This window comes from Streptomyces sp. NPDC030814 (assembly GCF_055572155.1).
In genome coordinates this window covers 15,945-39,147 of sequence record NZ_JBVIDX010000021.1, presented here as the reverse complement: position 1 = coordinate 39,147, position 23,203 = coordinate 15,945, and the positions used below count along the sequence as shown (strand labels likewise).

The 23,203-nt window shown below is 73.0% G+C and carries 18 protein-coding genes; 11 read left to right on the top strand and 7 right to left on the bottom strand.

Going from position 1 to position 23,203, the window contains the following annotated elements:
• Positions 1 to 1,009: HAMP domain-containing protein (locus ACZ43N_RS32365; protein WP_468102609.1), on the bottom strand; the 1,009-nt coding region annotated here is incomplete at its 3' end.
• A 103-nt stretch (positions 1,010 to 1,112) separates the two neighbouring features.
• Here ACZ43N_RS32365 and ACZ43N_RS32360 point away from each other — a divergent pair.
• Both ACZ43N_RS32360 and hemW read left to right on the top strand, forming a co-directional pair.
• Positions 1,113 to 3,614: a SpoIIE family protein phosphatase gene (locus ACZ43N_RS32360; RefSeq protein WP_468102608.1), complete on the top strand. Its 2,502-nt coding sequence runs from the start codon at positions 1,113 to 1,115 to the stop codon at positions 3,612 to 3,614.
• A gap of 150 nt (positions 3,615 to 3,764) precedes the next feature.
• On the top strand, positions 3,765 to 4,997 hold the full coding sequence (gene hemW, locus ACZ43N_RS32355) for a radical SAM family heme chaperone HemW (RefSeq protein WP_468102607.1): 1,233 nt from the start codon (positions 3,765 to 3,767) through the stop codon (positions 4,995 to 4,997).
• Between the two features lie 4 nt (positions 4,998 to 5,001).
• Here the strand turns inward: hemW and ACZ43N_RS32350 are convergent, their stop codons facing one another.
• Together ACZ43N_RS32350 and ACZ43N_RS32345 are read right to left on the bottom strand one after the other, a co-directional pair.
• Positions 5,002 to 5,811 carry a DUF3097 domain-containing protein gene (locus tag ACZ43N_RS32350; protein WP_468102606.1) on the bottom strand — a complete coding sequence of 270 codons (810 nt, stop codon included), beginning with the start codon at positions 5,809 to 5,811 and terminating at the stop codon, positions 5,002 to 5,004.
• A 42-nt stretch (positions 5,812 to 5,853) separates the two neighbouring features.
• Positions 5,854 to 6,588, bottom strand: coding sequence for an MBL fold metallo-hydrolase (locus ACZ43N_RS32345; RefSeq protein ID WP_468102605.1), 735 nt, complete (start codon positions 6,586 to 6,588; stop codon positions 5,854 to 5,856).
• 313 nt (positions 6,589 to 6,901) lie between these two features.
• Here ACZ43N_RS32345 and hrcA point away from each other — a divergent pair, with 313 nt between their 5' ends.
• The 9 genes from hrcA to ACZ43N_RS32300 all read left to right on the top strand — a co-directional run bounded on the left by hrcA (position 6,902) and on the right by ACZ43N_RS32300 (position 17,989).
• The gene (hrcA, locus tag ACZ43N_RS32340; RefSeq protein WP_055543005.1) at positions 6,902 to 7,918 is read left to right on the top strand and encodes a heat-inducible transcriptional repressor HrcA; all 1,017 of its coding nucleotides are present in this window, start codon (positions 6,902 to 6,904) and stop codon (positions 7,916 to 7,918) included.
• Positions 7,919 to 9,055: a molecular chaperone DnaJ gene (gene dnaJ, locus ACZ43N_RS32335; RefSeq protein ID WP_468102604.1), complete on the top strand. Its 1,137-nt coding sequence runs from the start codon at positions 7,919 to 7,921 to the stop codon at positions 9,053 to 9,055. It begins immediately after the preceding gene.
• 148 nt (positions 9,056 to 9,203) lie between these two features.
• Complete coding sequence (locus tag ACZ43N_RS32330; protein ID WP_468102603.1) at positions 9,204 to 10,382, top strand: nitronate monooxygenase; 1,179 nt, start codon at positions 9,204 to 9,206, stop codon at positions 10,380 to 10,382.
• Entirely contained in the window at positions 10,379 to 11,128 is a 750-nt protein-coding gene (locus ACZ43N_RS32325) for a 16S rRNA (uracil(1498)-N(3))-methyltransferase (protein WP_468102602.1), read from the top strand. The genes ACZ43N_RS32330 and ACZ43N_RS32325 overlap by 4 nt, the downstream gene beginning before the upstream one ends.
• A 324-nt stretch (positions 11,129 to 11,452) precedes the next feature.
• Positions 11,453 to 12,022, top strand: a complete 570-nt coding sequence (locus ACZ43N_RS32320) for a hypothetical protein (protein ID WP_468102601.1) — start codon at positions 11,453 to 11,455, stop codon at positions 12,020 to 12,022.
• Between the two features lie 99 nt (positions 12,023 to 12,121).
• On the top strand, positions 12,122 to 15,409 hold the full coding sequence (locus tag ACZ43N_RS32315; protein WP_468102600.1) for a S41 family peptidase: 3,288 nt from the start codon (positions 12,122 to 12,124) through the stop codon (positions 15,407 to 15,409).
• Positions 15,410 to 15,681: 272 nt separating this feature from the next.
• Positions 15,682 to 16,035 carry a histidine triad nucleotide-binding protein gene (locus ACZ43N_RS32310; protein WP_468102599.1) on the top strand — a complete coding sequence of 118 codons (354 nt, stop codon included), beginning with the start codon at positions 15,682 to 15,684 and terminating at the stop codon, positions 16,033 to 16,035.
• A 6-nt stretch (positions 16,036 to 16,041) separates the two neighbouring features.
• Positions 16,042 to 16,950, top strand: a complete 909-nt coding sequence (locus ACZ43N_RS32305) for a ribonuclease Z (protein ID WP_468102598.1) — start codon at positions 16,042 to 16,044, stop codon at positions 16,948 to 16,950.
• A gap of 49 nt (positions 16,951 to 16,999) precedes the next feature.
• On the top strand, positions 17,000 to 17,989 hold the full coding sequence (locus ACZ43N_RS32300) for an adenosine deaminase (protein WP_468102597.1): 990 nt from the start codon (positions 17,000 to 17,002) through the stop codon (positions 17,987 to 17,989).
• A 27-nt stretch (positions 17,990 to 18,016) separates the two neighbouring features.
• Here the strand turns inward: ACZ43N_RS32300 and ACZ43N_RS32295 are convergent, their stop codons facing one another.
• The 4 genes from ACZ43N_RS32295 to ACZ43N_RS32280 all read right to left on the bottom strand — a co-directional run bounded on the left by ACZ43N_RS32295 (position 18,017) and on the right by ACZ43N_RS32280 (position 23,084).
• Positions 18,017 to 19,210 (bottom strand): MFS transporter, encoded by a 1,194-nt coding sequence (locus tag ACZ43N_RS32295; RefSeq protein WP_468102596.1) that lies wholly within the window; start codon positions 19,208 to 19,210, stop codon positions 18,017 to 18,019.
• Between the two features lie 245 nt (positions 19,211 to 19,455).
• Positions 19,456 to 20,568, bottom strand: a complete 1,113-nt coding sequence (locus tag ACZ43N_RS32290) for a PfkB family carbohydrate kinase (RefSeq protein ID WP_468102595.1) — start codon at positions 20,566 to 20,568, stop codon at positions 19,456 to 19,458.
• A 270-nt stretch (positions 20,569 to 20,838) separates the two neighbouring features.
• Positions 20,839 to 22,140, bottom strand: coding sequence for a glucarate dehydratase family protein (locus ACZ43N_RS32285; RefSeq protein WP_468102594.1), 1,302 nt, complete (start codon positions 22,138 to 22,140; stop codon positions 20,839 to 20,841).
• Positions 22,137 to 23,084, bottom strand: coding sequence for a 5-dehydro-4-deoxyglucarate dehydratase (locus ACZ43N_RS32280; protein ID WP_468102679.1), 948 nt, complete (start codon positions 23,082 to 23,084; stop codon positions 22,137 to 22,139). Before ACZ43N_RS32280 ends, ACZ43N_RS32285 begins: the two co-directional genes overlap by 4 nt.
• Positions 23,085 to 23,203: the final 119 nt, after the last annotated feature.

Below are 23,203 nucleotides of genomic sequence, written 5' to 3'. Positions count from 1 at the left end.
CCAGGATCTCGCCCTGGGCGTCGACCGTGATCTTCTGGCTGAGATCGCCGTTGGCGACGGCGGTGGTCACCTGGGCGATGTTGCGGACCTGGGAGGTCAGGTTCGACGCCATGAAGTTGACGTTGTCGGTGAGGTCCTTCCAGACTCCGGAGACGCCTCTGACCTGGGCCCGGCCGCCGAGCTGACCCTCGGTGCCGACCTCGCGGGCCACCCTCGTCACCTCGTCGGCGAAGGCGGACAGCTGGTCGACCATGGTGTTCACGGTGAGCTTCAGTTCGAGCAACTCGCCGGTCGCCTCGACGGTCACCGTGCGGGTGAGGTCTCCGCGCGCGACGGAGGTGGTCACCAGGGCGATGTCGCGCACCTGCGCGGTCAGCCGGGAGGCCATCGTGTTGACCGCCTCGGTCACGTCCCGCCAGCTCCCGGACAGACCACGCACCTTGGCCCGGCCGCCGAGCCGTCCCTCGGTGCCGACCTCGCGGGCCACCCGGGTCACCTCGCCGGTGAACAGCGACAGCTGGTCCACCATCTTGTTCACCGCGCGGCCCAGGCGCCGTAAGTCCCCGCGCAGTTGACGGTTGCCGTCGTGCAGGTCGACGCGCTGGGTCAGATCTCCGCCGGCCACCGCGTCCAGTACACGCGTGGCGTTCGCCGCGGGGGCCACCAGCGCGTCGAGCGTCTGGTTCACATCGTCGACGCGGGTCGCCCAGGCGCCCTGGCCGGGGCTGGCGGAGAGCCGTTCGTCCAGTCGGCCGTGCCGCACCAACTCCCGCCGCACCCGCTGCACTTCGCTGCCGAAGTGCGTACTGCGGTCGATGATCTGGTTGAAGAGGGCGCACAGCTCCGCGACCGGTGCTGGACCCGTCTCCGGGGCTTTGATGAAGGTGCCGTCGCGCGCCGCCGTCATGGCCGCGGTGAGCGCACGCAAGTCGGACACCCGGATCAGTCCGTCCGTTCCGCTGTCTTTTTGACCGTCTTCGAGCGCCCGCGTAGCACTGTTCTCACTCATGGTTGCCCACTTCGGTAACTCGGCGCTTATGAGCGTGGCCAGTCTGTCACTCTGGCCGTGCCGCCTGAGGCCTATTCGTCCGAACTTCTCAGGGAGCCGCTCAGTGGGGGCCATTCCGACGCAACGGGAGACCGGGCCGCGTTCTCCTGATGCGCCCGCGCGTCCGGAGGACGGGAGCGCGCCGGGTGCCCACGCCGGCGCGGCCTACGTCGGGTCCGCACGCGCCGGAGCCGACCGGCGCGCGGTGGCGCGGCTGTCGCTGCCCGGGGGCCCGCTCGCGCCCGGAGCCGCCCGGCGCTTCGTCGGCAGCGCGCTCGGGGAGTGGGCGGATCTCGAACTCCCGGGCGCCGACTCGTTCAGCGGTCGGCTCGTCGAGGACATGCTCGTCGTGGTCAGTGAGCTGGTCACCAACGCGGTCATCCACGCCGGTACCGACGTCGAACTGCTGTGCCGCTACGACCGTGACGACCACACCGCCTCCGGCTGGCTGGTCGTCGAGGTCTCCGACCACCATCCCTCCCGCGTGGTACGCGACGAGGGCGCCGCACGCCCGTACCTCGTCGAACGTCCTTACGGTGCCGCCGAATACGGGCGGGGGCTGCGGCTCGTCGCGGCGGTCTCCGAGGCGTGGGGCATCACCTACCGGACCGGCGTGAAGACCGTCTGGGCGCGGCTGTCGGTGGACGGGGCGCTGGCGGTGGACGAGGGGGCCGGGGGAATCGGGGGCTACGGGGGCGCAGAGAGGGAGCCGGGGGCGGTGGGGGCGTACGCCGGTGTCTCGGGACGGCAGGACGCGGGCGCCGGGGCCGGAGGAGGTGACGCGCGGGCCTACGCAGGCGGGCCGGGACCCGGAGACGGGCGGGGCCACGCGGTCGACGGACCGGGCGGGGGCGAGGGGCTCGGAGGTGCGGCGTGCCTCGGAGGCGCCACGGGAGTCACGGGCGACGCAGGCATCTTGGGCGATGGGCTGGACCCGGCCGGCCCCGTCGGCTCCCTCGGTGCGGTCGGCCCGGTCGGCCCGGTCGAGCCCGTCGGTCCGGCCGGCCCGACCAGCTCCGGCGGCCCCACAGGCCCCGTCGACGAGGGGCCGGCCGATCTCTTCGCGCCGGTGCCGCGGCGCGGTGTGGAGGGGGACCGGGAGTGGCTGAACAGGGGCGCCCTCTCCTTCCTCGCCGAGGCGTCCGATCTGCTCGCCGGGCAGCTCGACGAGGACCTGGTCGCCGCGCTCGCCGGACAGCTCCTCGTACCCCGGCTGGCCGACTGGTGCGCGGTGTGGCTGGAGGACGAGACCCTCGGCTGGCGCGCCTCCGACGGCTTCCCCGGCCCCGCGCCGCGGCTCGCCCGGGTCTGGCACGGCAGCGAGAACCGCATCGAGGACCTCCGCAGGGCCCTGGAGAAGGACCCGCCCAGGCTGCCCGAATCGGTGCGGTCACGGGCCGTGCCGGTGCCGTGGCCCCGGATGGGGCAGCCGGGGGCGGTGGCGGAAACGGGCGCGGCAGGGGCACCGGCGGCTCCGGCACCTCCCGCGACCGCGACTCGGGCCGGGGGGCCGGGGCCGGCCGAGGGCCGCGGCAGGGGCGAGCCCGGAGACGGCGGTGAGGGCGGGGCGGCACTCGCGTACCGCCTGATCGCCGGTGGGCGGCCACTCGGCACACTCGTGATCGGCCGCGCCGGACTGCTCCGCTTCCCGGACGAACTGACCGGGCTCGTCGAGGACCTCAGCCGCCGGATCGCGCTGGCGATCGGCGCGGCCCGGCAGTACGCCCGCCAGGCCACGATCAGCCGCGTCCTGCAGCGCGGTCTGCTGCCCGGCGCGGTCGCCGAGATCCCCGGACTGACCAGCGCCCTCGTGTACGAGCCGCGCGACAAGGGCGGACCGAGCGGCGACTTCTACGACCTGTTCCCGGCGGGCCGGGGCCGCTGGTGCTTCGCGCTCGGCGACGTCCAGGGCAAGGGCCCCGAGGCCGCCGTCGTCATCGGCCTCGCCCGGCCCTGGCTGCGGCTGCTCGCCCGCGAGGGCTACGGCGTCGCCGACGTACTCGACCGCCTCAACCAGCTTCTGCTCGACGACGCGACCGAAACGGCCGACGCCGCCGCGCGGGCCCTGGTCACGGCGGGCGACCCGGCCCTCGTCGACCCCGAGGCCTCCCAGACCCGCTTCCTCTCCCTCCTCTACGGCGAACTCGTCCCCTTCGCTGACGGCGTGCGCTGCACCCTCGCCTCTGCCGGGCATCCGCTGCCGCTCCTTCTCGGTCCCGAGGGCGACGTACGGACCGTGGCCGAGCCGCAGACCCTGCTCGGTGTGATCGAGGACGCGGAGTACGTCTCCGAGACGTTCGAGCTGCGCCCCGGCGACACACTGCTGTGTGTGACCGACGGGGTGACCGAGCGGCGCAGCGGCGCCGTCATGTTCGACGACGGCGACGGTCTCGCGAGCGCGCTGGCCGGCTGCGCCGGCCTCAACGCCCAGCTGATCGCCGAACGGATCCGTCGGCTCGTGCACGAGTTCGGGCCGGGGGCTCCGGAGGACGACCTGGCGCTGCTGGTTCTGCAGGCGCAGTGGCGCCGTGCCGGGACAGCGGCCGAAGAGAGAAGAAGGACGTAGCCAGAAGAGGGCCGTAGCCAGAAGACGGCCGTAGCCAGAAGACGGCCGTCGGGGGAAAGCGGCCGTACGGGGCCGGCGGCCGACGGGGAACGCGGCTGTCCGGGACGGCAGCCGTCCGGGGCGGCGCGCCGGTGCTGGACAATGGAAGGCATGCCTTCCGCACTTCCCGACGGTGAGCCCGTCCCCGACGACGGGGCGCTGCCCGCGCCCGCCCTGGCCGGGGCGGCCGAGCGGCCCCTCGGGTTCTATCTGCACGTCCCGTACTGCGCGACCCGCTGCGGGTACTGCGACTTCAACACCTACACCGCGACCGAGCTGCGCGGCACGGGCGGGGTGCTGGCCTCCCGTGACAACTACGCGGACACCGTCGTCGACGAGATCCGCCTCGCCCGCAAGGTTCTCGGCGACGACCCGCGGCCCGTCCGCACCGTCTTCGTCGGCGGCGGTACCCCCACGCTGCTCGCCGCCGGTGATCTCGTACGGATGCTGGGGGCGATCCGGGACGAATTCGGGCTCGCGGACGGCGCCGAGGTGACGACGGAGGCGAACCCGGAGTCCGTGGACCCCGCGTACCTGGCGACCCTGCGGGCCGGCGGCTTCAACCGTGTCTCCTTCGGGATGCAGAGCGCCCGGCAGCACGTCCTGAGGATTCTCGACCGGACGCACACGCCGGGGCGCCCCGAGGCGTGCGTCGCGGAAGCGCGCGCGGCGGGCTTCGAGCACGTCAACCTGGACCTGATCTACGGCACGCCGGGGGAGTCCGACGACGACTGGCGGGCCTCCCTGGACGCGGCGCTCGGTGCCGGACCGGACCACGTCTCGGCGTACGCGCTGATCGTCGAGGAGGGTACCCAGCTCGCGCGGCGGATCCGCCGGGGCGAGGTCCCGATGACGGACGACGACGTGCACGCCGACCGCTATCTGATCGCCGAGGAGATGCTCTCGGCCGCCGGCTTCGACTGGTACGAGGTCTCCAACTGGGCGACCTCGGAGGCCGGCCGGTGTCTCCACAACGAGCTCTACTGGCGGGGCGCCGACTGGTGGGGCGCGGGTCCGGGCGCGCACAGCCATGTCGGGGGCGTGCGGTGGTGGAACGTCAAGCATCCCGGGGCGTACGCGGCGGCGCTGGCGGCCGGGAGGTCGCCGGGAGCGGGGCGTGAACTGCTGTCGGAGGAGGACCGCCGGGTGGAGCGGATCCTGCTGGAGCTGAGGCTGCGGGAGGGCGTGCCGCTGGACCTGTTGCGGAAGGAGGGGCTCGCGGCAGCGGACCGGGCGCTCACGGACGGGCTGCTGGCGCAGCAGCCGTACGACGAGGGACGCGCGGTGCTGACCCTGAGGGGCCGTCTCCTCGCCGACGCGGTCGTCCGGGACCTCGTGGACTGAACGGCTATCCGTCGCCGTCCGTGACGAAGTCGATCAGTTCCTCCACCCGCCCCAGCAGCGCCGGCTCGAGATCCTTGTAGGACCGGACGCTCCCCAGGATCCGCTGCCACGCCGCACCGGTGTTTTCCGGCCATCCCAGCGCCCGGCACACCCCTGTCTTCCAGTCCTGGCCGCGCGGCACCCGCGGCCAGGCCTCGATACCCAGGGACGACGGTTTCACCGCCTCCCAGATGTCGATGTACGGGTGGCCCACGACCAGGGCGTGTTCGCCGGTCACGGACGCGGCGATGCGGGACTCCTTGCTGCCGGGGACCAGGTGGTCGACCAGGACGCCCAGTCTCGCGTCCGGGCCGGGGGCGAAGTCCGCGACGATCGCCGGAAGGTCGTCCACACCCTCCAGGTACTCCACCACCACGCCCTCGATCCGCAGGTCGTCACCCCAGACCTTCTCGACGAGCTCGGCGTCGTGACGGCCCTCCACGTAGATGCGGCCGGCCCGGGCCACCCGCGCGCGGGCGCCGGGGACGGCGACCGAGCCGGACGCCGTACGGGTCGGGCGGGGCGGAGCGGTGGACGAGGGACGCACCAGCGTCACCACCTGCCCCTCCAGCAGGAACCCCCGAGGCTCCAGCGGGAACACCCGGTGCCTGCCGAGGCGGTCCTCCAGGGTCACCGTGCCCGCCTCGCAGCGGATCACCGCGCCGCAGAAACCGCCGTCGGCCTCCTCGACCACCAGGCCCGGGTCGGCCGGGACCTCGGGAACCGGCTTGGGCTTCTTCCACGGTGGGGTCAGATCCGGAGAGTACTGGCGCATTCGGATGACGATAGGAGAACCCGCGCCCGGAATCCCCCGTGCTCAGTCCGACACGCCGAAGCGGCGTGCGAGTGCCTCGCGCTGGGCCCGCACGAACGCCGCGTCGACCACCGCCCCGTGACCGGGCACGTACAGCGCGTCCTCGCCGCCCAGCTCCAGGAGCCGGTCCAGGGCGGCCGGCCAGTGGGACGGGACCGCGTCGGGACCGGCCTGGGGCTCGCCGGACTCCTCCACCAGGTCCCCGCAGAAGACGATCTCGGGAGCGGCGGACGAGCCGGGCACCAGGACCGCCAGGTCGTGGGGCGTGTGCCCAGGCCCCACGTTCGCCAGCAGCACCTGGAGGCCGCCCAGGTCCAGGGTCCACTCGCCCGAGACGTGGTGGCGGGGCCGTACGAGGAGGTCAGCGGCCTCGGCGGCGTCCTGAGGGGCGAGCCCGTGACGGACGGCGTCGGCGCGCAGCTCGTCCCGCTCGCAGGCCAGCACGCCGTCCAGGCCCACCGCGCCGAAGACCTCCACCCCGGCGAACGCGGACGCCCCGAAGACATGGTCGAAGTGGGAATGGGTGAGCGCGAGATGTGTCACACGGGTGCCGCCGAGCAGCTCACGCGCCTGGCCGCGCAACCGGGCGCCCTCCCCCAGGCTCGCACCCGCGTCGATCATCAGGGCCGCGCCGTCCCCGATCACCAGCCCGACCGTGCAGTCCCAGCCGGGGAGGCGGCACCGTCCGACCCGTGGCGCCAGACCCTCCCACCCGCACTCTTCCCAAGTCACCGTCATGACCCGAAGCTAGTCCCCGGAAGCGGGTGAAGGCCCCCTGGCGCCCGCGGCACCCGCGGCGTTCCCCCGGCCCCGGCATCCGTGTTCCTCATCACCCTCCGCCGGTGCCGGCGGCCCCTCGACCGCCCGTACCCGTCGGTAGAACGCGGTGCGACATCGCCGGACAGGTCGGTACACCTCGGCATGACATGGCTGGACCGGCCTTGCCCGGGGCGTACCCCACCGCCGTACACTGGGCGGGGAGTGTTGGCACTCGCCCGCGGTGAGTGCCAAGGGGGAAGTCGCGCGGGAGACGAGCTGGAGGTGTGCGCGAATGCTCAGTGAACGCAGGCTCCAGGTGCTGCGCGCCATCGTCCAGGACTATGTGGGCACCGAGGAGCCGGTGGGGTCGAAGGCCCTCACCGAGCGGCACAACCTCGGCGTGTCCCCGGCGACGGTCCGCAATGACATGGCGGCGCTGGAGGACGAGGGCTACATCGCCCAGCCTCACACCAGCGCGGGCCGCATCCCCACCGACAAGGGGTACCGGCTCTTCGTCGACAAGCTGGCCGGCGTCAAGCCGATGACCGCGCCCGAGCGGCGTGCCATCCAGAACTTCCTGGACGGCGCCGTCGACCTGGACGACGTGGTCGCGCGGACCGTACGGCTGCTCGCCCAGCTGACCCGGCAGGTCGCCGTCGTGCAGTACCCGTCGCTGACCCGCTCGACGGTGCGGCACGTGGAGCTGCTGTCGCTGGCCCCCGCCAGGCTGATGCTCGTGCTGATCACGGACACCGGCCGGGTGGAGCAGCGGATGGTCGACTGCCCGGCGCCGTTCGGAGAAACGTCTCTCGCGGATCTGCGGGCCCGGCTCAACAGCCGGGTCGCGGGCCGCCGGTTCACCGACGTGCCCCGGCTGGTCGAGGACCTGCCGGAGGCGTTCGACGTCGAGGACCGGGGTACCGTCTCGACGGTGCTCTCCACCCTGCTGGAGACCCTGGTCGAGGAGAACGAGGAGCGGCTGATGATCGGCGGCACCGCCAATCTGACCCGCTTCGGACATGACTTCCCCCTCACGATCCGACCTGTCCTCGAAGCCCTGGAGGAACAGGTCGTCCTCCTCAAGTTGCTGGGGGAGGCAGGGGATTCGGGCATGACCGTCCGCATCGGTCACGAGAACGCGTATGAGGGACTCAACTCCACGTCCGTCGTCTCGGTCGGCTACGGTTCGGGCGGCGAGGCAGTCGCGAAACTGGGCGTGGTCGGACCTACGCGCATGGACTATCCGGGAACGATGGGAGCGGTACGAGCGGTGGCACGGTACGTCGGACAGATCCTGGCGGAGTCTTAAGTGGCCACGGACTACTACGCCGTACTCGGCGTGCGCCGCGACGCGTCCCAGGACGAGATCAAGAAGGCGTTCCGCAGGCTCGCTCGCGAGCTGCACCCGGACGTCAACCCCGATCCGAAGACGCAGGAGCGGTTCAAGGAGATCAACGCGGCGTACGAGGTTCTCTCGGACCCGCAGAAGAAGCAGGTCTACGACCTCGGCGGTGACCCGCTGTCCCAGTCGGGCGGCGGCGGCGCGGGCGGCTTCGGCGCCGGTGGCTTCGGGAACTTCTCGGACATCATGGACGCCTTCTTCGGTACGGCGTCCCAGCGCGGCCCCCGGTCGCGTACGCGCCGCGGCCAGGACGCGATGATCCGGCTGGAGGTCGACCTCGACGAGGCCGCCTTCGGCACGACGAAGGACATCCAGGTCGACACGGCCGTGGTGTGCGGCACCTGCAGCGGCGAGGGCGCGGCCCCCGGCACGAGCGCGCAGACCTGTGACATGTGCCGCGGCCGCGGTGAGGTCTCGCAGGTCACACGGTCCTTCCTGGGCCAGGTCATGACCTCGCGGCCCTGCCCGCAGTGCCAGGGCTTCGGCACGATCGTCCCGAACCCGTGCCCCGAGTGCGCGGGCGACGGCCGGGTGCGGTCGCGGCGGACGCTGACCGTGAAGATCCCGGCGGGCGTCGACAACGGCACGCGTATCCAGCTGGCCGGCGAGGGCGAGGTGGGCCCCGGCGGCGGTCCCGCCGGCGACCTCTACGTCGAGATCCACGAGCTGCCGCACGCCGTCTTCCAGCGGCGCGGCGACGACCTCCACTGCACGGTGACGATCCCCATGACCGCGGCGGCGCTCGGCACGAAGGTGCCGCTGGAGACGCTGGACGGTCTGGAGGAGGTCGACATCCGGCCCGGCACCCAGTCCGGCCAGTCGATCCCGTTGCACGGGCGCGGTGTCACACATCTGCGCGGCGGAGGCCGTGGCGACCTCATCGTCCACGTCGAGGTGCAGACCCCGACGAAACTCGACCCCGAGCAGGAGCAGCTGCTGCGGCAGCTGGCGGTGCTGCGGGGTGAGGAGCGGCCGACGGGGCAGTTCCAGCCGGGGCAGCAGGGGTTGTTCTCGCGGCTGAAGGACGCGTTCAACGGGCGTTGACGGTGGTCGTTCGGCTGCGGGGTGGGTGCGGGCCGCAGGCCCGCTCCCTTCAGCGGCGCGGAGAACTACGCGAGCAGGCCCCCACCCCGCACCGGAACAGCTGCCCACCCGATTCGGCCAGGGTCCGCGGACGTGAAAACATGCGGCCATGTCCTCCTCCGCACTGACCGATCTCTTTCCCCTTCCGATCGTGCAGGCCCCGATGGCGGGCGGTGTCTCCGTCCCGCCGCTGGCCGCCGCCGTGTCCGAGGCCGGTGGCCTGGGGTTCCTGGCCGCCGGGTACAAGACGGCCGACGGGATGTACCAGGAGATCAAGGCGCTCCGGGCGCTCACCTCACGCCCGTTCGGCGTGAACCTGTTCATGCCGCAGCCCGAGTACTCGGAGCCGGCCGCCGTCGAGGTGTACGCGGAGCAACTGGCCGGTGAGGCCTCCTGGTACGAGACGGAACTGGGCGACCCCGACAGTGGACGGGACGACGGCTACGAGGCCAAGCTCGCCGTACTGCTCGACGATCCCGTGCCGGTGGTCTCCTTCCACTTCGGCTGCCCGGCCCCCGAGGTCATCGAGTCCCTCGCCCGCAAGGGCACGCTGATCCTCGTCACCGCGACCTCCGTGGAGGAGGCGCAGGCCGTGGAGCGGTCGGGTGCCCACGCGGTGATCGTGCAGGGCGTCGAGGCCGGCGGCCACCAGGGCACCCACCGGGACGATCCCGAGCGGGACTGCGCCGGCATCGGACTGCTCTCCCTGGTCGCCCAGGTCCGGGAGGCGGTGGCGCTGCCGATCGTCGCGGCCGGCGGCATCATGCGCGGCGCCCAGATCGCCGCCCTCCTCACCGCGGGAGCGAGCGCCGCCCAGCTCGGTACGGCGTTCCTCGCCACGCCCGAGTCCGGGGCCGCCCCGGTGCACAAGCGGGCGCTGACCGACCCCCTCTTCGTCCGCACGGAGCTGACCCGCGCCTTCTCCGGGCGCCCGGCCCGGGGGCTGGTCAACCGCTTCATGCGCGAGCACGGGCCGTACGCGCCCGTCGCCTACCCCGAGGTCCACCACCTGACCTCGCCGCTGCGCAAGGCGGCCGCCAAGGCCGAGGACGCGCAGGGCATGGCGCTGTGGGCCGGGCAGGGGCACCGGATGGCGCGGGAGCTGCCGGCCGGGGAGCTGGTCGGGGTGCTGGCCGCCGAGATCGCCGCGGCGCAGGCCGCGGTCGTCTCCGCCGGGATCGGGACCGCCGGGCCGGGGCAGGCCCCCGCGTCGGCTTCCGCTTCCGGTTCCGACGAGGGCGGGGCCGGCGGCGGTTCCGGGGCTCCGGCGGGCGGTGAGGGCCGATGACCGCTCCTGTCTTCGTGGTCGAGTCGCTGGAGCTGCCGCCCGGCAGCGGCGGTGAACTGGTCCTCGACGGGCCCGAGGGACGGCACGCCGTCTCCGTGAAGCGGCTGCGGCCCGGGGAGGACGTCGTCCTCACCGACGGGCGGGGGCGATGGGCAGAAGGGATCGTCAAAGCGGCCGAGGGCAAGGACCGGCTCGTGGTGATGGATCTGGAGTCCGTGCACGAGGAGCCGCCCGCGCGGCCCCGGATCACCGTCGTACAGGCGTTGCCGAAAGGGGACCGCGGCGAGCTGGCCGTCGAGACCATGACCGAGGTCGGGATCGACGCGATCGTGCCGTGGGCGGCGTCGCGGTGCATCACGCAGTGGAAGGGGGAGCGGGGGTTCAAGGCCCTCGCCAAGTGGCGGGCGACCGCGCGGGAGGCGGGGAAGCAGTCGCGACGGGTGCGGTTCCCCGAGGTCGGGGAACTGGCGACGAGCAAGCAGGTCGCCCAACTGCTCGCGGAGGCGGACTTCGCGGGGGTGCTGCACGAGAGCGGTGACGCGGCGCTGGCTGTGGCGGAACTGCCGTCCGTGGGGGAGATCGTGCTGGTCGTGGGGCCCGAAGGGGGTGTCTCACCGGAGGAGTTGGCGCTGTTCGGGGACGCCGGGGCGCGGGCGTACCGGCTGGGTCCGAGTGTTCTGCGTACGTCCACGGCGGGTACGGCGGCGGGGGCGCTGCTGCTGACGCGTACGGGGCGGTGGGCGTGAGGGGCGCCTTGTAACTCGGGCGTGCGGGTGGTTTTGGCGGGTGCGGGTGGTTGGGGGTTGTTCGCGCAGTTCCCCGCGCCCCTGAAAAGCGGCCGGGGCTGCGCCCCGTGCCTTTCATGAAGGGGCGGGCCGCAGGCCCAACCTTTCAGGCGCGGGGAACTGCGCGACAAGCCCCCACGCACCCGCACCCGCCAAAGGCACCCGCACCCGAGTTCCTGGGCGCGCGACGGATATCGGCCGCGGCGCGGGGAACACCCCCGCTTGGAGGAGCGTGGCTGCTTGTGGTCTTTCGGGGTCGGGGCCCGCGGTGGGAGGGTGGCGTGCATGGGGGTTTTGGGGCGAGTAAGGGTGAATCGGTCCGCCGGGCGCCGGACATGGGCGCGCGCCGGGCTCGGAATCGCGGCTGTCGTCACGCTGGTTGCCTGCGAGGGGGGTGGCATCAACACCGGCGCGGTCGCCTTCACCACGGACCAGATGGGGACCAAGGAGCTGGAGCGGCACGGCGTCGACGTCCAGTGGCTCACCTGCACGGCCTCGTACGGCGACAGCGGCGGTGACAGCGGCGGCGACAGGAAGAAGTCCGCTTCTCCCTCCGCTTCCGTCGACACCGTGGCGAACGTCGACTGCAAGGGCGAGGACAGGAAGGGCCGGGACATCACGATCACCGGAAAGGTGACCAAGGAGGTCAACGGCAAGTGTGTGCGCGGTGACCTGACCGCCAAGGTCGACGGCAAGCAGCGGTTCCACGTCGACGTGCTCGGCAACTGCAACGCCCCCGACCCCACCCCCGGAACATCGAACCAGCCGGAGCAGCCCGGTCCCACGGTGACGGTGACGGTCACCCAGACCATCTGGTGCCAGAAGGACCCGCAGTGCTGGCCGGAAGGGAAGTAGCCGGAGGGCGTACGGTCCGAAGGGGGCAAGCGGGGTTCGGGGGAGGTGACATGATCCAAACGTCTCCCCATATGCCCGTACGCTGCTTACAGTGACCGGGTGACTCAGACCGCACTGTCCACACAGTCCGTACCGGCCGTACAGTCTGCGTACCTCCGATTCCCGCACCTGCACGGCGACTTGATCGCCTTCACCGCCGAGGACGACGTCTGGGTCGCCCCTCTCGACGGCGGTCGTGCGTGGCGCGTCAGCGCGGACAACATGCCTGTCAACCATCCGCGTATCTCCCCGGACGGCACGCTCGTCGCGTGGACCTCCGCCAGGGACGGCGCCCCCGAGGTGCATGTCGCGCCCATCGACGGCGGCCCTGCCAAGCGCCTCACGCACTGGGGCAGTTGGCGCACACAGGTGCGGGGGTGGACCCCCGACGGGCGGGTCCTCGCACTCAGCACCCAGGGACAGGCCAGTCTGCGGCGGAGCTGGGCGCGGGCGGTCCCGCTCGACGGCGGGCCGGCCACGACACTGCCGTACGGGCCGGTCGGCCATGTCGCGTACGGCCCGGCCACCGTGCTGCTGTCCGCGCCGATGGGCCGCGAGGCCGCCTGGTGGAAGCGGTACCGGGGCGGCACGGCGGGCAAACTGTGGATCGACCGCGAGGGCGACGGCGAGTTCGTCCGCCTGCACGCCGACCTCGACGGGAACCTGGAGTACCCGCTGTGGGTGGGCGACCGGATCGCGTTCCTCTCCGACCACGAGGGCGTCGGCGCGCTGTACTCGTCGCTCGCGGACGGCTCCGACCTGCGGCGGCACACCCCGGGTGGGGGCACCTCCCGCTCGGGCGAAGCCGAGAGCGGGGGAGGTTTCTACGCCCGGCACGCCGCCACCGACGGCACGCGGGTCGTGTACTCGTCCGCCGGTGAACTGTGGCTGCTCGACGACCTCGACGGGGCCGAGCCGCGCAGGGTCGACGTCCGGCTGGGCGGGCAGCGCGTCGACCTCCAGCCGTTCCCGGTGAACGCCTCCCGCTGGTTCGGCTCCGCCTCACCCGACCACACCGCCCGGGGCAGCGCGGTCGCCGTCCGCGGCTCCGTGCACTGGGTCACCCACCGCTCCGGTCCCGCCCGGGCGCTCGCCGCCGAGCACGGGGTGCGGGCCCGGCTGCCGCGCACCTTCCGGGTGGAGGGCGAGGAATGGGTGGTCTGGGTGACCGACGCGGAGGGCGACGACGCGCTGGAGTTCGCCCCCGCGACCGGCGTCGGACCGGGCACCACACCGCGCCGGCTCGCCGCCGGGCAGCTGGGCCGGGTCCTCGGGCTCGCCGTGGCTCCCGACGGCAGCCGGGTCGCCGTCGCCGCGCACGACGGGCGGGTCCTGCTCGTCGAGCGGGAGACGGGCGAGGTACGGGAGGTCGACCGCAGCGAGGACGGAGAGGTGACCGGGCTCGTCTTCTCGCCCGACTCGGCCTGGCTCGCCTGGTCGCACCCGGGCGCCCGTCCGCTGCGCCAGCTCAAGCTCGCCAACACCGCCGACCTGTCCGTCACCGAGGCCACCCCGCTCCGCTTCCAGGACTTCTCGCCGGCGTTCACCCTCGACGGCAAGCACCTGGCCTTCCTGTCCGCGCGCGCCTTCGACCCCGTCTACGACGAACACGTCTTCGACCTGCACTTCGTCAGCGGCGCCCGCCCGCACCTCATCACGCTCGCCGCGACCACCCCGTCGCCCTTCGGGCCGCAGCGCCACGGCCGGCCGTTCGAGGCGCCCGACAAGGAGGAGATCCCGGACAGCGAGGGCGCCCCCGTCACCCGTATCGACCTCGAGGGGCTCGCCGACCGGATCGTGCCCTTCCCCGTCGAGGCCGCCCGCTACTCCACGCTCCGCGCCGCCAAGGATGGCGTGCTGTGGCTGCGCCACCCCGTCACCGGCGTCCTCGGCCACTCCCGGGCCACGCCCGACGACCCCGACCCGAAGACGTCCCTGGAGCGGTACGACCTCGCCCAGCGGCGCCTGGAGTACCTCGCCTCCGACGCCGAGCACTACGCCGTCAGCGGCGACGGCAAACGGGTGCTGCTGTGGACGGACGGCAAACTCAAGGTCGTCCCCAGCGACCGGCGGGCCTCCGGCGACGACGAGAGCGACAGCAACATCACGGTCGACCTCAGCCGCGTACGCCAGACCATCGACCCGGCCGCCGAGTGGCGGCAGATGTTCGACGAGACCGGCCGCCTCATGCGGGACAACTTCTGGCGCCCCGACCTCGGTGGTGTGGACTGGCAGGCCGTCCTCGACCGCTACCGGCCCGTCCTCGACCGGGTCGCCACCCACGACGACCTCGTCGACCTGCTGTGGGAGGTGCAGGGTGAGCTGGGCACGTCCCACGCCTATGTCACCCCGCGCGGCGGCGGAGGCTCCGGCGACCGGCGGCAGGGACTCCTCGGCGCGGACATCTCCCGGCACGAGGACGGGACCTGGCGCATCGACCGCGTCCTGCCTTCGGAGACCTCCGACCCCGACGCGCACGCGCCGCTCGCCGCGCCCGGCGTGGCCGTCCGGGCCGGGGACGCGATCGTCGCTGTCGGCGGGCAGCCGGTCGATCCCGTGGCCGGGCCCGGACCGCTGCTCGTCGGCACGGCGGGCAAGGCGGTCGAACTGACCGTCCTCCCCTCCGGCGGCGGGGATCCGCGCCATGCCGTCGTGGTGCCCATCGCGGACGAGGAGCCGCTGCGGTACCACGCGTGGGTGGCGGATCGGCGGGCCTACGTCCACGAGCGGTCCGGCGGGCGGCTCGGCTATCTGCACGTGCCCGACATGGTCGGATCCGGCTGGGCGCAGCTCCACCGGGACCTGCGGATCGAGGTCGCCCGGGAAGGGCTCGTCGTGGACGTCCGGGAGAACCGGGGCGGACACACCTCGCAGCTCGTCGTGGAGAAGCTGGCCCGACGGATCGTGGGCTGGGACCTGCCGCGCGGGATGCGGGCGACCAGCTACCCCGACGACGCGCCCCGGGGGCCCGTCGTCGCCGTCGCCAACGAGTTCTCCGGGTCCGACGGGGACATCGTGAACGCGGCGATCAAGGCGCTCGGGATCGGGCCGGTCGTCGGGACACGGACCTGGGGCGGGGTCGTCGGGATCGACAGCCGGTACCGGCTGGTCGACGGGACGCTGGTGACCCAGCCGAAGTACGCGTTCTGGCTGGAGGGGTACGGGTGGGGCGTCGAGAACCACGGCGTCGATCCGGACGTCGAGGTCGTCCAGGCACCGCAGGATCATGCGGCCGGACGGGACCCTCAGCTGGACGAGGCGATCCGGATCGCGTTGGCGGGGCTGGAGGAGACGCCGGCGAAGACGGCACCGACGCTGCCGCGGGAGCCGGGCGAGAGCGCCTGGTAGCTCGGGGGGTGCGGTTCTTTGGCGGGTGCGGGTGGGTGGGGGCTGATCACGCAGTTCCCCGCGCCCCTGAAGGGAACGGGTCTGCGGCCCGCCCTTCATCCTGAGAAGCACGGGGCGCAGCCCCGGACGCTTTTCAGGGGCGCGGGGAGCTGCGCGAGAAACCACACACCACCCGCACCCGCCCACCGACCCCCCGATTCGCGGAGCGGGGGCCCACCCCGGTCGATACGATGGCGCGCGTAGTGATCACAGTGGCGGAGCGGAGGCGACGTATGGCAGGGGAGCCGCAGGACGACTGTCTGTTCTGCAAGATCGCGGCGGGGCACGTACCGGCGACGATCGTGAGGGAGACGGAGACGACCGTCGCGTTCCGGGACATCAACCCCCAGGCGCCGACGCACGTCCTGGTGATCCCGAAGCCGCACTACCCGGACGCCGCCTCGCTCGCCACCGCCGCCCCCGCGCTCGCCGCGGACGTCCTGCGGGAGGCCCAGTCCGTCGCGGACGAGGACAAGCTGGAGAGCTACCGCATCGTCTTCAACACCGGCAGCGGCGCCGGACAGACCGTCTGGCACGCCCATGCGCACGTCATCGGCGGCCGCGGCCTGCAGTGGCCCCCCGGGTGACGAGCCGTGTCCCAACGTGAACTGGTGGTCCTCGGCACCGCCAGCCAGGTCCCGACCCGGCACCGCAACCACAACGGCTATCTCCTGCGGTGGGACGGCGAAGGCCTGCTGTTCGACCCCGGCGAGGGCACCCAGCGCCAGATGCTCCGCGCCGGAGTCGCCGCGCACGACGTGAACCGCATATGCGTCACCCACTTCCACGGTGACCACTCGCTCGGGCTCGCCGGTGTCATCCAGCGCATCAACCTCGACCGCGTCCCGCACGACGTCACCGCACACTACCCGCGCTCCGGCAAGCGGTTCTTCGACCGGCTGCGGTACGCGACGGCGTACCGGGAGACCGTGCAGATCGCCGAGGTCCCCGTCGAGGGGGACGGAGCGGTGCTGGCCGCCACTCCCGCGTACACGCTCGACGCCCGCAAGCTCTCCCATCCCGTCGAGTCGTACGGCTACCGGCTCGTCGAGCCCGACGGGCGCCGCATGCTGCCCGAGCGGCTCGCCGAGCACGGGATCAAGGGGCCGGACATCGGGCGGATCCAGCGGGAGGGCGTCCTCGGGGGCGTCGTTCTGGACGACGTGAGCGAGCTGCGCCGCGGACAGCGGTTCGCGTTCATCATGGACACGCGGCTGTGCGACGGGGTGTACGCCCTCGCGGAGGGCGTCGACATGCTCGTCATCGAGTCCACCTTCCTGAACGAGGACATCGAACTCGCCGTGGACCACGGGCACCTGACCGCCGGTCAGGCCGCGTCCGTGGCCCGGGACTGCGGCGTACGGCATCTTGTGCTGACCCACTTCAGCCAGCGCTACACCGAGCCGGACGAGTTCGAGCGGCAGGCGCGGGCCGCCGGGTTCGAGGGGGAGCTGAGCGTGGCGCACGATCTGATGAGGGTGGCGCTGCCCAAACGGCGGTGACACATGCGCATATGCGAAGTCGCGGGTGCGCCGGACGTACCATGCTTCGATGTCCCTCCCCAAGGCTGAACTGCACTTGCACATCGAAGGCACCCTGGAGCCGGAGCTGGCTTTCGAGCTGGCCGCGCGGAACGGGGTGACGCTGCCGTACGCCGGCACGGACGCGCTCCGCGAGGCGTACCGGTTCGAGGATCTCCAGTCGTTCCTGAACCTGTACTACGAGCTGATGGCCGTGCTCCGCACCGAGCGGGACTTCGCGGACCTCGCCGACGCCTACCTCGCCCGTGCCGCGGCGCAGGGGGTGCGGCATGTGGAGATGTTCTTCGACCCGCAGGCGCACACGGCCCGCGGGGTGGCTCTGGGCGCCGTCGTCGAGGGGTTGTGGCGGGCGCTGGAGAAGAGCGAGGAGGTCCACGGCGTCTCCACCCGGCTCATCATGTGCTTCCTGCGCGACGAGTCCGCCGCCTCCGCCATGGAGACGCTGGAGGCCGCCAAGCCGTACCTCGACCGGATCACCGGCATCGGCCTCGACTCCGCCGAGGTCGGGCATCCGCCGGTCAAGTTCCGCGAGGTGTACGAGGCGGCCGCCGCGCTGGGCCTGCGGCGGGTGGCGCACGCCGGCGAGGAGGGGCCGCCGGAGTACATCACCGAGGCCCTGGACGTCCTTGGTGTGGAGCGCGTCGACCACGGGCTGCGCTGCATGGAGGACCCGGCCCTCGTCGAGCGGCTCGTGCGCGAGCGGATCCCGCTGACGCTGTGTCCGCTCTCCAACGTCCGCCTGCGGACCGTCGACACCCTCGCCGACCACCCGCTGCCCGCCATGCTCGACGCCGGGCTGCTCTGCACGGTCAACTCCGACGACCCCGCCTATTTCGGCGGCTACGCCGGCGACAACTTCGACGCCGTCCACCGCACCCTCGGCCTGAGCGAGGAGCGGCTGCGCGAGCTGGCCCGCAACTCCTTCACCGCCTCCTTCCTGGAGGACGACGAGGAGCGGCGGGCCCGGTATCTCGCCGAGGTGGACGCCTACCGGTTCTGAGGGGGCCCGACGCCTGCGGAGCCGGGCTCAGGCCGCCGGACGGTACTGAGGCTGCTCCGTGGTGGCCGGGTCCCGGTAGCGGGCGTGCTCGGTCGTGACGGTCGTGGTGCGCACGGCCACGGCCGTCATGGGTGCGGCGATCAGGAGCAGGCCCACGGCCAGGACCGTGCCCATCGCCGGAAAGCCGGCGTGGGCGGAGAGCAGGCTGCCGGTGAGGGGGCCGGCGGCCGTGCCGAGCGAGGACGCGGAGCCGACCAGGACCGCCCAGCGGCCGCGCGGGTCGAGTGAGGCGGCGAGCCCGATCAGATACGACAGCACCACCGGGTAGAGCACGTTCCAGGCGATCTCGCCCGTGGCGAAAGTCGTGAGGTCGGTCGCCGAGGCGCTCAGCGCGATACAGCCCGCGATGAGCGCGGTGCCACCGCCGATGGGCAGCGCCCTGCCCAGCCGCGTGCCCAGCGCGCTCGCGCCGACCACCCCCAGCAGGCCCGCGCCGAGGGCCGCCGCGAAGACCGCGCCGACGGTGACCTCGGTGAGTCCGGCCTGTGTGGTGCCGATACGGCCGCTCACGCCCCAGAGGGAGTTCTGGGCCAGGGACCACAGCAGGAGGGTGGCGGCGAGGACCAGACCCGAGCGGCGGTGGGGGAGCGGGCCGCGTTCCCGGTCGGTGTGGGCCGTGGCCACGGCGGCGGTGAGACGGCTGGTCGCGGGCAGGGTGAGCAGGGCCGTGAGGGCGAGGGCGGCGAGCGGCACGCCGTGGCCGGGGCCCAGCTGCGGGATGGTCAGATAGAGCGCGCCGGCCAGTGCCGAGACACCCAGCAGGCCCATGGTGGACACCTGGTGGGGGTCGCGCTGCGCGGCGATGCCGGCCGCGGCTACGGCGGTCGCCGTACCCGAGCCGAAACCGCCGAGGACCGCTCCCACGACGACCGTGGGGAGGCTGGGGGTGAGGGCGGCGGCGCCGTAGCCGACGGCCGCGAGCAGCAGGCCCGTGCGGGCGAGGCGGCGTGGGCCGAACCGCTCCACCTGCGCGGCGAGCGTGAAGCCCGCCGAGGCCGAACCCAGCAGCAGGGCACTGCCGACGGCGCCGGCCTCGGTGGCGGTGAGGGGGAGGGCCGCGTCGAGTCTGCCGACGGTGGTCGGCAGGAGGTACGCGGCGAGGTACCCGGCCGTGAAAAGGGCGACGAGGGGCCAGGGCAGGGTGGGGGTGCGGGGGGACACGGGCGTTCCTGGACGTGCGAGGGTGCGGCTGCGGACCCCGACGACGGGGGCCCGGCAAGGGAAGTGGGCGGCTGTCGACGGACAGGGACGCGCGGAGAATTTGTATCAAGGCCGCGGAGTACGGAAGAAACGCGGGGGGTGTGATGTGGGGCACGTTGCGTTTGGGGGGCGTTCGCCGGGGTATCCGCATTCGCCTCGCGCGTGCGGGAGGGGTCTCAACTTCCTTGCCGCGCAGGCTCGTTCACTCAGGCCGAGCGGCGGAAGCCGATGGTGGGGACCGCGCGGCGCAGCGGCCATGGAGCCACGGGCCCCTCGGGGAGGAAGTCCTCCAGGAAGGCGTAGCGGCGCAGGGCGGCGGGGTCCTGGACGTCGAGGGACCGCACTCGACGCCACCACGCGGCGATCTCGGACCAGCCGGGCGCCGACAGCGAACCGCCGAACTCCTGGACCGAGAGGGCGGCCGTCAGGCCGGCGAAGGCCAGCCGGTCCGCCAGAGGCCAGTCCGCGAGGGTGCCGGTGACGAACCCGGCCACGAAGACATCGCCGGCGCCCGTGGGGTCCAGGGCCTCCACCGCGATCGCCGGCACCTCCGCCGTCTCGCCGGTACGGCCGTCCACCGCGTACGCGCCGTCCGCGCCGAGCGTCACCACGGCCACCGGGACATGCTCGGTGAGGGCGCGGGCGGCGGCGCGGGGGCACTCGGCGCGGGTGTAGCGCATCGCCTCCTGCGCGTTCGGCAGGAACGCCTCGCAGTGTTCGAGGTCGGTCAGTCCCGCCAGGTCCCAGGCGCCGGTCTCGTCCCAGCCGACGTCCGCGAAGATCCGGGTGCCCTTGCGCGCGGCCTGGGCGATCCAGGGGGCGCGTACGCCGGGAGCGAGGGAGGCGACGGCGGCGCGTGAGTACGGCGGGCACTCCGGGGCGGACTCCTCCGTGGGGGCGGCGTGGCCGTGCGAGACCATCGTGCGCTCGCCCTCGTACGCCATGGAGACGGTGACCGGGGAGTGCCAGCCCGCGACGGTACGGGAGGTGGACAGGTCGATGCCCTCGCCCTGCTCCAGGGCGTCCCAGCAGTACTCGCCGTAGTGGTCGTCGCCGAAGGCCGCGGCGAGGGAGGTCCTCAGGCCGAGCCGGGCCAGCGCCGTGGCCATGTTCGCCACGCCGCCGGGGCTGGACCCCATGCCGCGGGCCCAGGACTCGGTGCCGCGGACGGGGGCGGAGTCGAGGCCGGTGAAGATGATGTCGAGGAAGACGGTGCCGGTCAGATACACGTCCCAGGGCGGGTCGTCCGGGGCCCTCAGCGCCGACAGCGGGTCGACCTGGGGCCGGTGGTGTGGACGCTCTCCTTTGAACGCGGTCACGGTGTGCTCCCTGGCGGTGGTGCGTGGATCTGGCCAGTCTGGCACCAAAACGCTCCGCTGGGTGGGTGGGGCGCGTGTTGGCTCGGGGGTGCGTGTTTCCTTGGCGGGCGCGGGTGGGTGGGGGTTTCTCGCGCAGTTCCCCGCGCCCTGAAAAGCGGCCGGGGCTGCGCCCCGTGCTTTTCGGCTGAGGGGCGGGCCGCAGGCCCGTCCCTTCAGGGCGCGGGAGACCACGCGAACCCCCCCCACCCACCCGCAGCCGAATGCCCGGCTCTACCAGCGAGCTACGGACGGCGGGGTCCAGTCCGGGTGAGCCACCCGCATCGCTGCCCCGTCGTCGCGGTCGCGGAGGGTGCCGTCGTCGGCCAGCCACCTCTCGTGGAGGAAGGCCAGCCTGGCGCGGTCGAGCTCGACGCCCAGGCCCGGTGCGTCGGACACGCGTACGGACCCGTTCTCGAAGGTGAGGCGCTCGGTGAGGACGTCCTCGGACTGCCAGGGGTAGTGCGAGTCGCAGGCGTGGTGGAGGTCGGGCACCGTGGACGCCACGTGGGTCATCGCGGCGAGGCTGATGCCGAGGTGGGTGTTGGAGTGCATGGAGACTCCGACACCGAAGGCACGGCAGATCGCGGCCAGTTCGCGGGTGTTGCGCAGACCGCCCCAGTAGTGGTGGTCCGAGAGGACGACCTGCACGGCGTCCTTGGTGAACGCCTCCTTGATCTCGGCGAAGGTCGTCACGCACATGTTGGTGGCGAGCGGCACCGGCGTACGTGCCGCGACCTCGGCCATGGCGGGCGTGCCCAGCGCCGGGTCCTCCAGGTATTCGAGGACATCGGCGAGGGCGTCCGCGACCCTCACGGAGGTCTCCACCGACCAGGCCCCGTTGGGGTCGAGCCGCAGAGGACGGCCGGGGAATGCCTCGGCGAGCGCGCGGACCGCGGCGATCTCCTCCTCCGGCGGGAAGACACCGCCCTTGAGCTTGAAGGAGGTGAAGCCATGACGGTCGGTGAACCTCCGGGCCTGCTCCACCACCCCGGCCGGGTCGACGGCCGCACCCCAGTCGTCCTTCTCGCAGGCGACGCCCTCGGGATGGCCGGCCCACTTGTAGAACAGGTACGCGCTGTACTCCACCACGTCCCGTACCTTCCCGCCGAGCAGCGCGTGCACCGGCAGCCCCAGCGCCTTGCCGAGGGCGTCCAGGCAGGCCACCTCGAACGCGGAGACGACCGAAAGCCGCAGCTTGTCGGCGGTCTGCACACCGCGCAGGCCGCCCACGTCCACCTGGCCCGAGATCCGGGATCGGTCGACGGCGACCTGGTCGGCGACGACGAACAGTCCGTTCAGATCGTCGACCGTGCGGCCCACCAGCTTCCCCGCGAAGGGCCGCGCAAGCTCCAGATACTTCGTGTCGCCGTACGTCTCGCCGACGCCCGTGGTCCCGTCGGCGGTCACGACCTCCACGATCAGCCGGGGTGTGTACGGCTGGTGGACCCCCTGGGTGTTCAGCAGCGGCGGGTCGGCGACCAGGATCGGGGTCAGCCGGACCTCGGCGATGGTCAGGTCGCGGACAGCGGTCACAGGGCGGCTCCTGCGGTCGGGGCGGCGGGGGTCGCGCCACGCGGTGCGGCGGCGAGGTCGGACACCAGGGCGAGCCCGGCGGCCAGCAACTGCTCCAGGTCGGCGAGGTCGGCGGCCGACGGGTCGGTGAGCGGGGCGCGTACCGGGCCGACGGTTCGGCCGCGCAGCCGGGCCGCCGCCTTGACCAGCGACACCGCGTACCCAGGCCGCCGGTCCCGCAGCTCGACCAGGGGCACGTAGAACTCACGCAGCAGCCTCTGCACCACCGGGCCGTCGGCGCGCCGCAACGCGCCGAAGAAGGCTGCGGCGATCTCGGGCGCGAAGGCGTGGACGGCGGAGGAGTACGCCGGGACACCGACCGTGGCGTACGCGCGGGCCTGCACCTCCGCGGTCGCGGCCCCGTTGAAGAAGAGGAAGCCCCCGGGCGCGGTGAGGGTGAGGCGCTGGAGCCGGTCGAGGTCGCCGTGGCCGTCCTTCAGGCCGATGACGTTCGGGATCCGGGCGATCCGGCGGAGCGAATCGGCGGTGAAGCAGACCTGGTCGCGCTGGTAGGCGATGAGCGGCAGCCGGGTCCGCGCGGCGATCTCCGTCAGCTGCCCGACCAGCCCTTCCTGCGGGGCGGCCACCAGGTAGTGCGGCAGCACCAGCAGCGCGTCGGCGCCCGCCTCCTCGGCGATCCGCGCGAACCGTACGGCCTGCGCCCACCCGTAGCCGGTCCCGGCCACCACCGGCACCCGCCCGGCCGTCACCTCCACGGCGGCGGCCACGACCTGCCGGTACTCGTCCTCGTCCAGGGAGAAGAACTCGCCCGTGCCGCACGCCGGGAAGACGGCGCCGGGGCCGGTGGCGATCTGCGCGTCGAGGTACGCGGCGAAGCCGTCGAGGTCGAGGGAACCGTCGGCGCGGAAGCTGGTGAGCGGGAACGACAGGACGCCGCTCGCCATGCCGTCACGCAGCCGCCCGACCGTGGCGGTACGAAGGTCCGGGTCGAGGTCCACCCGAGGGTCATCTCCCCATGTAGACGTCATCCATGTAGGAGAATGGAGATTAGGTAGATGAATGA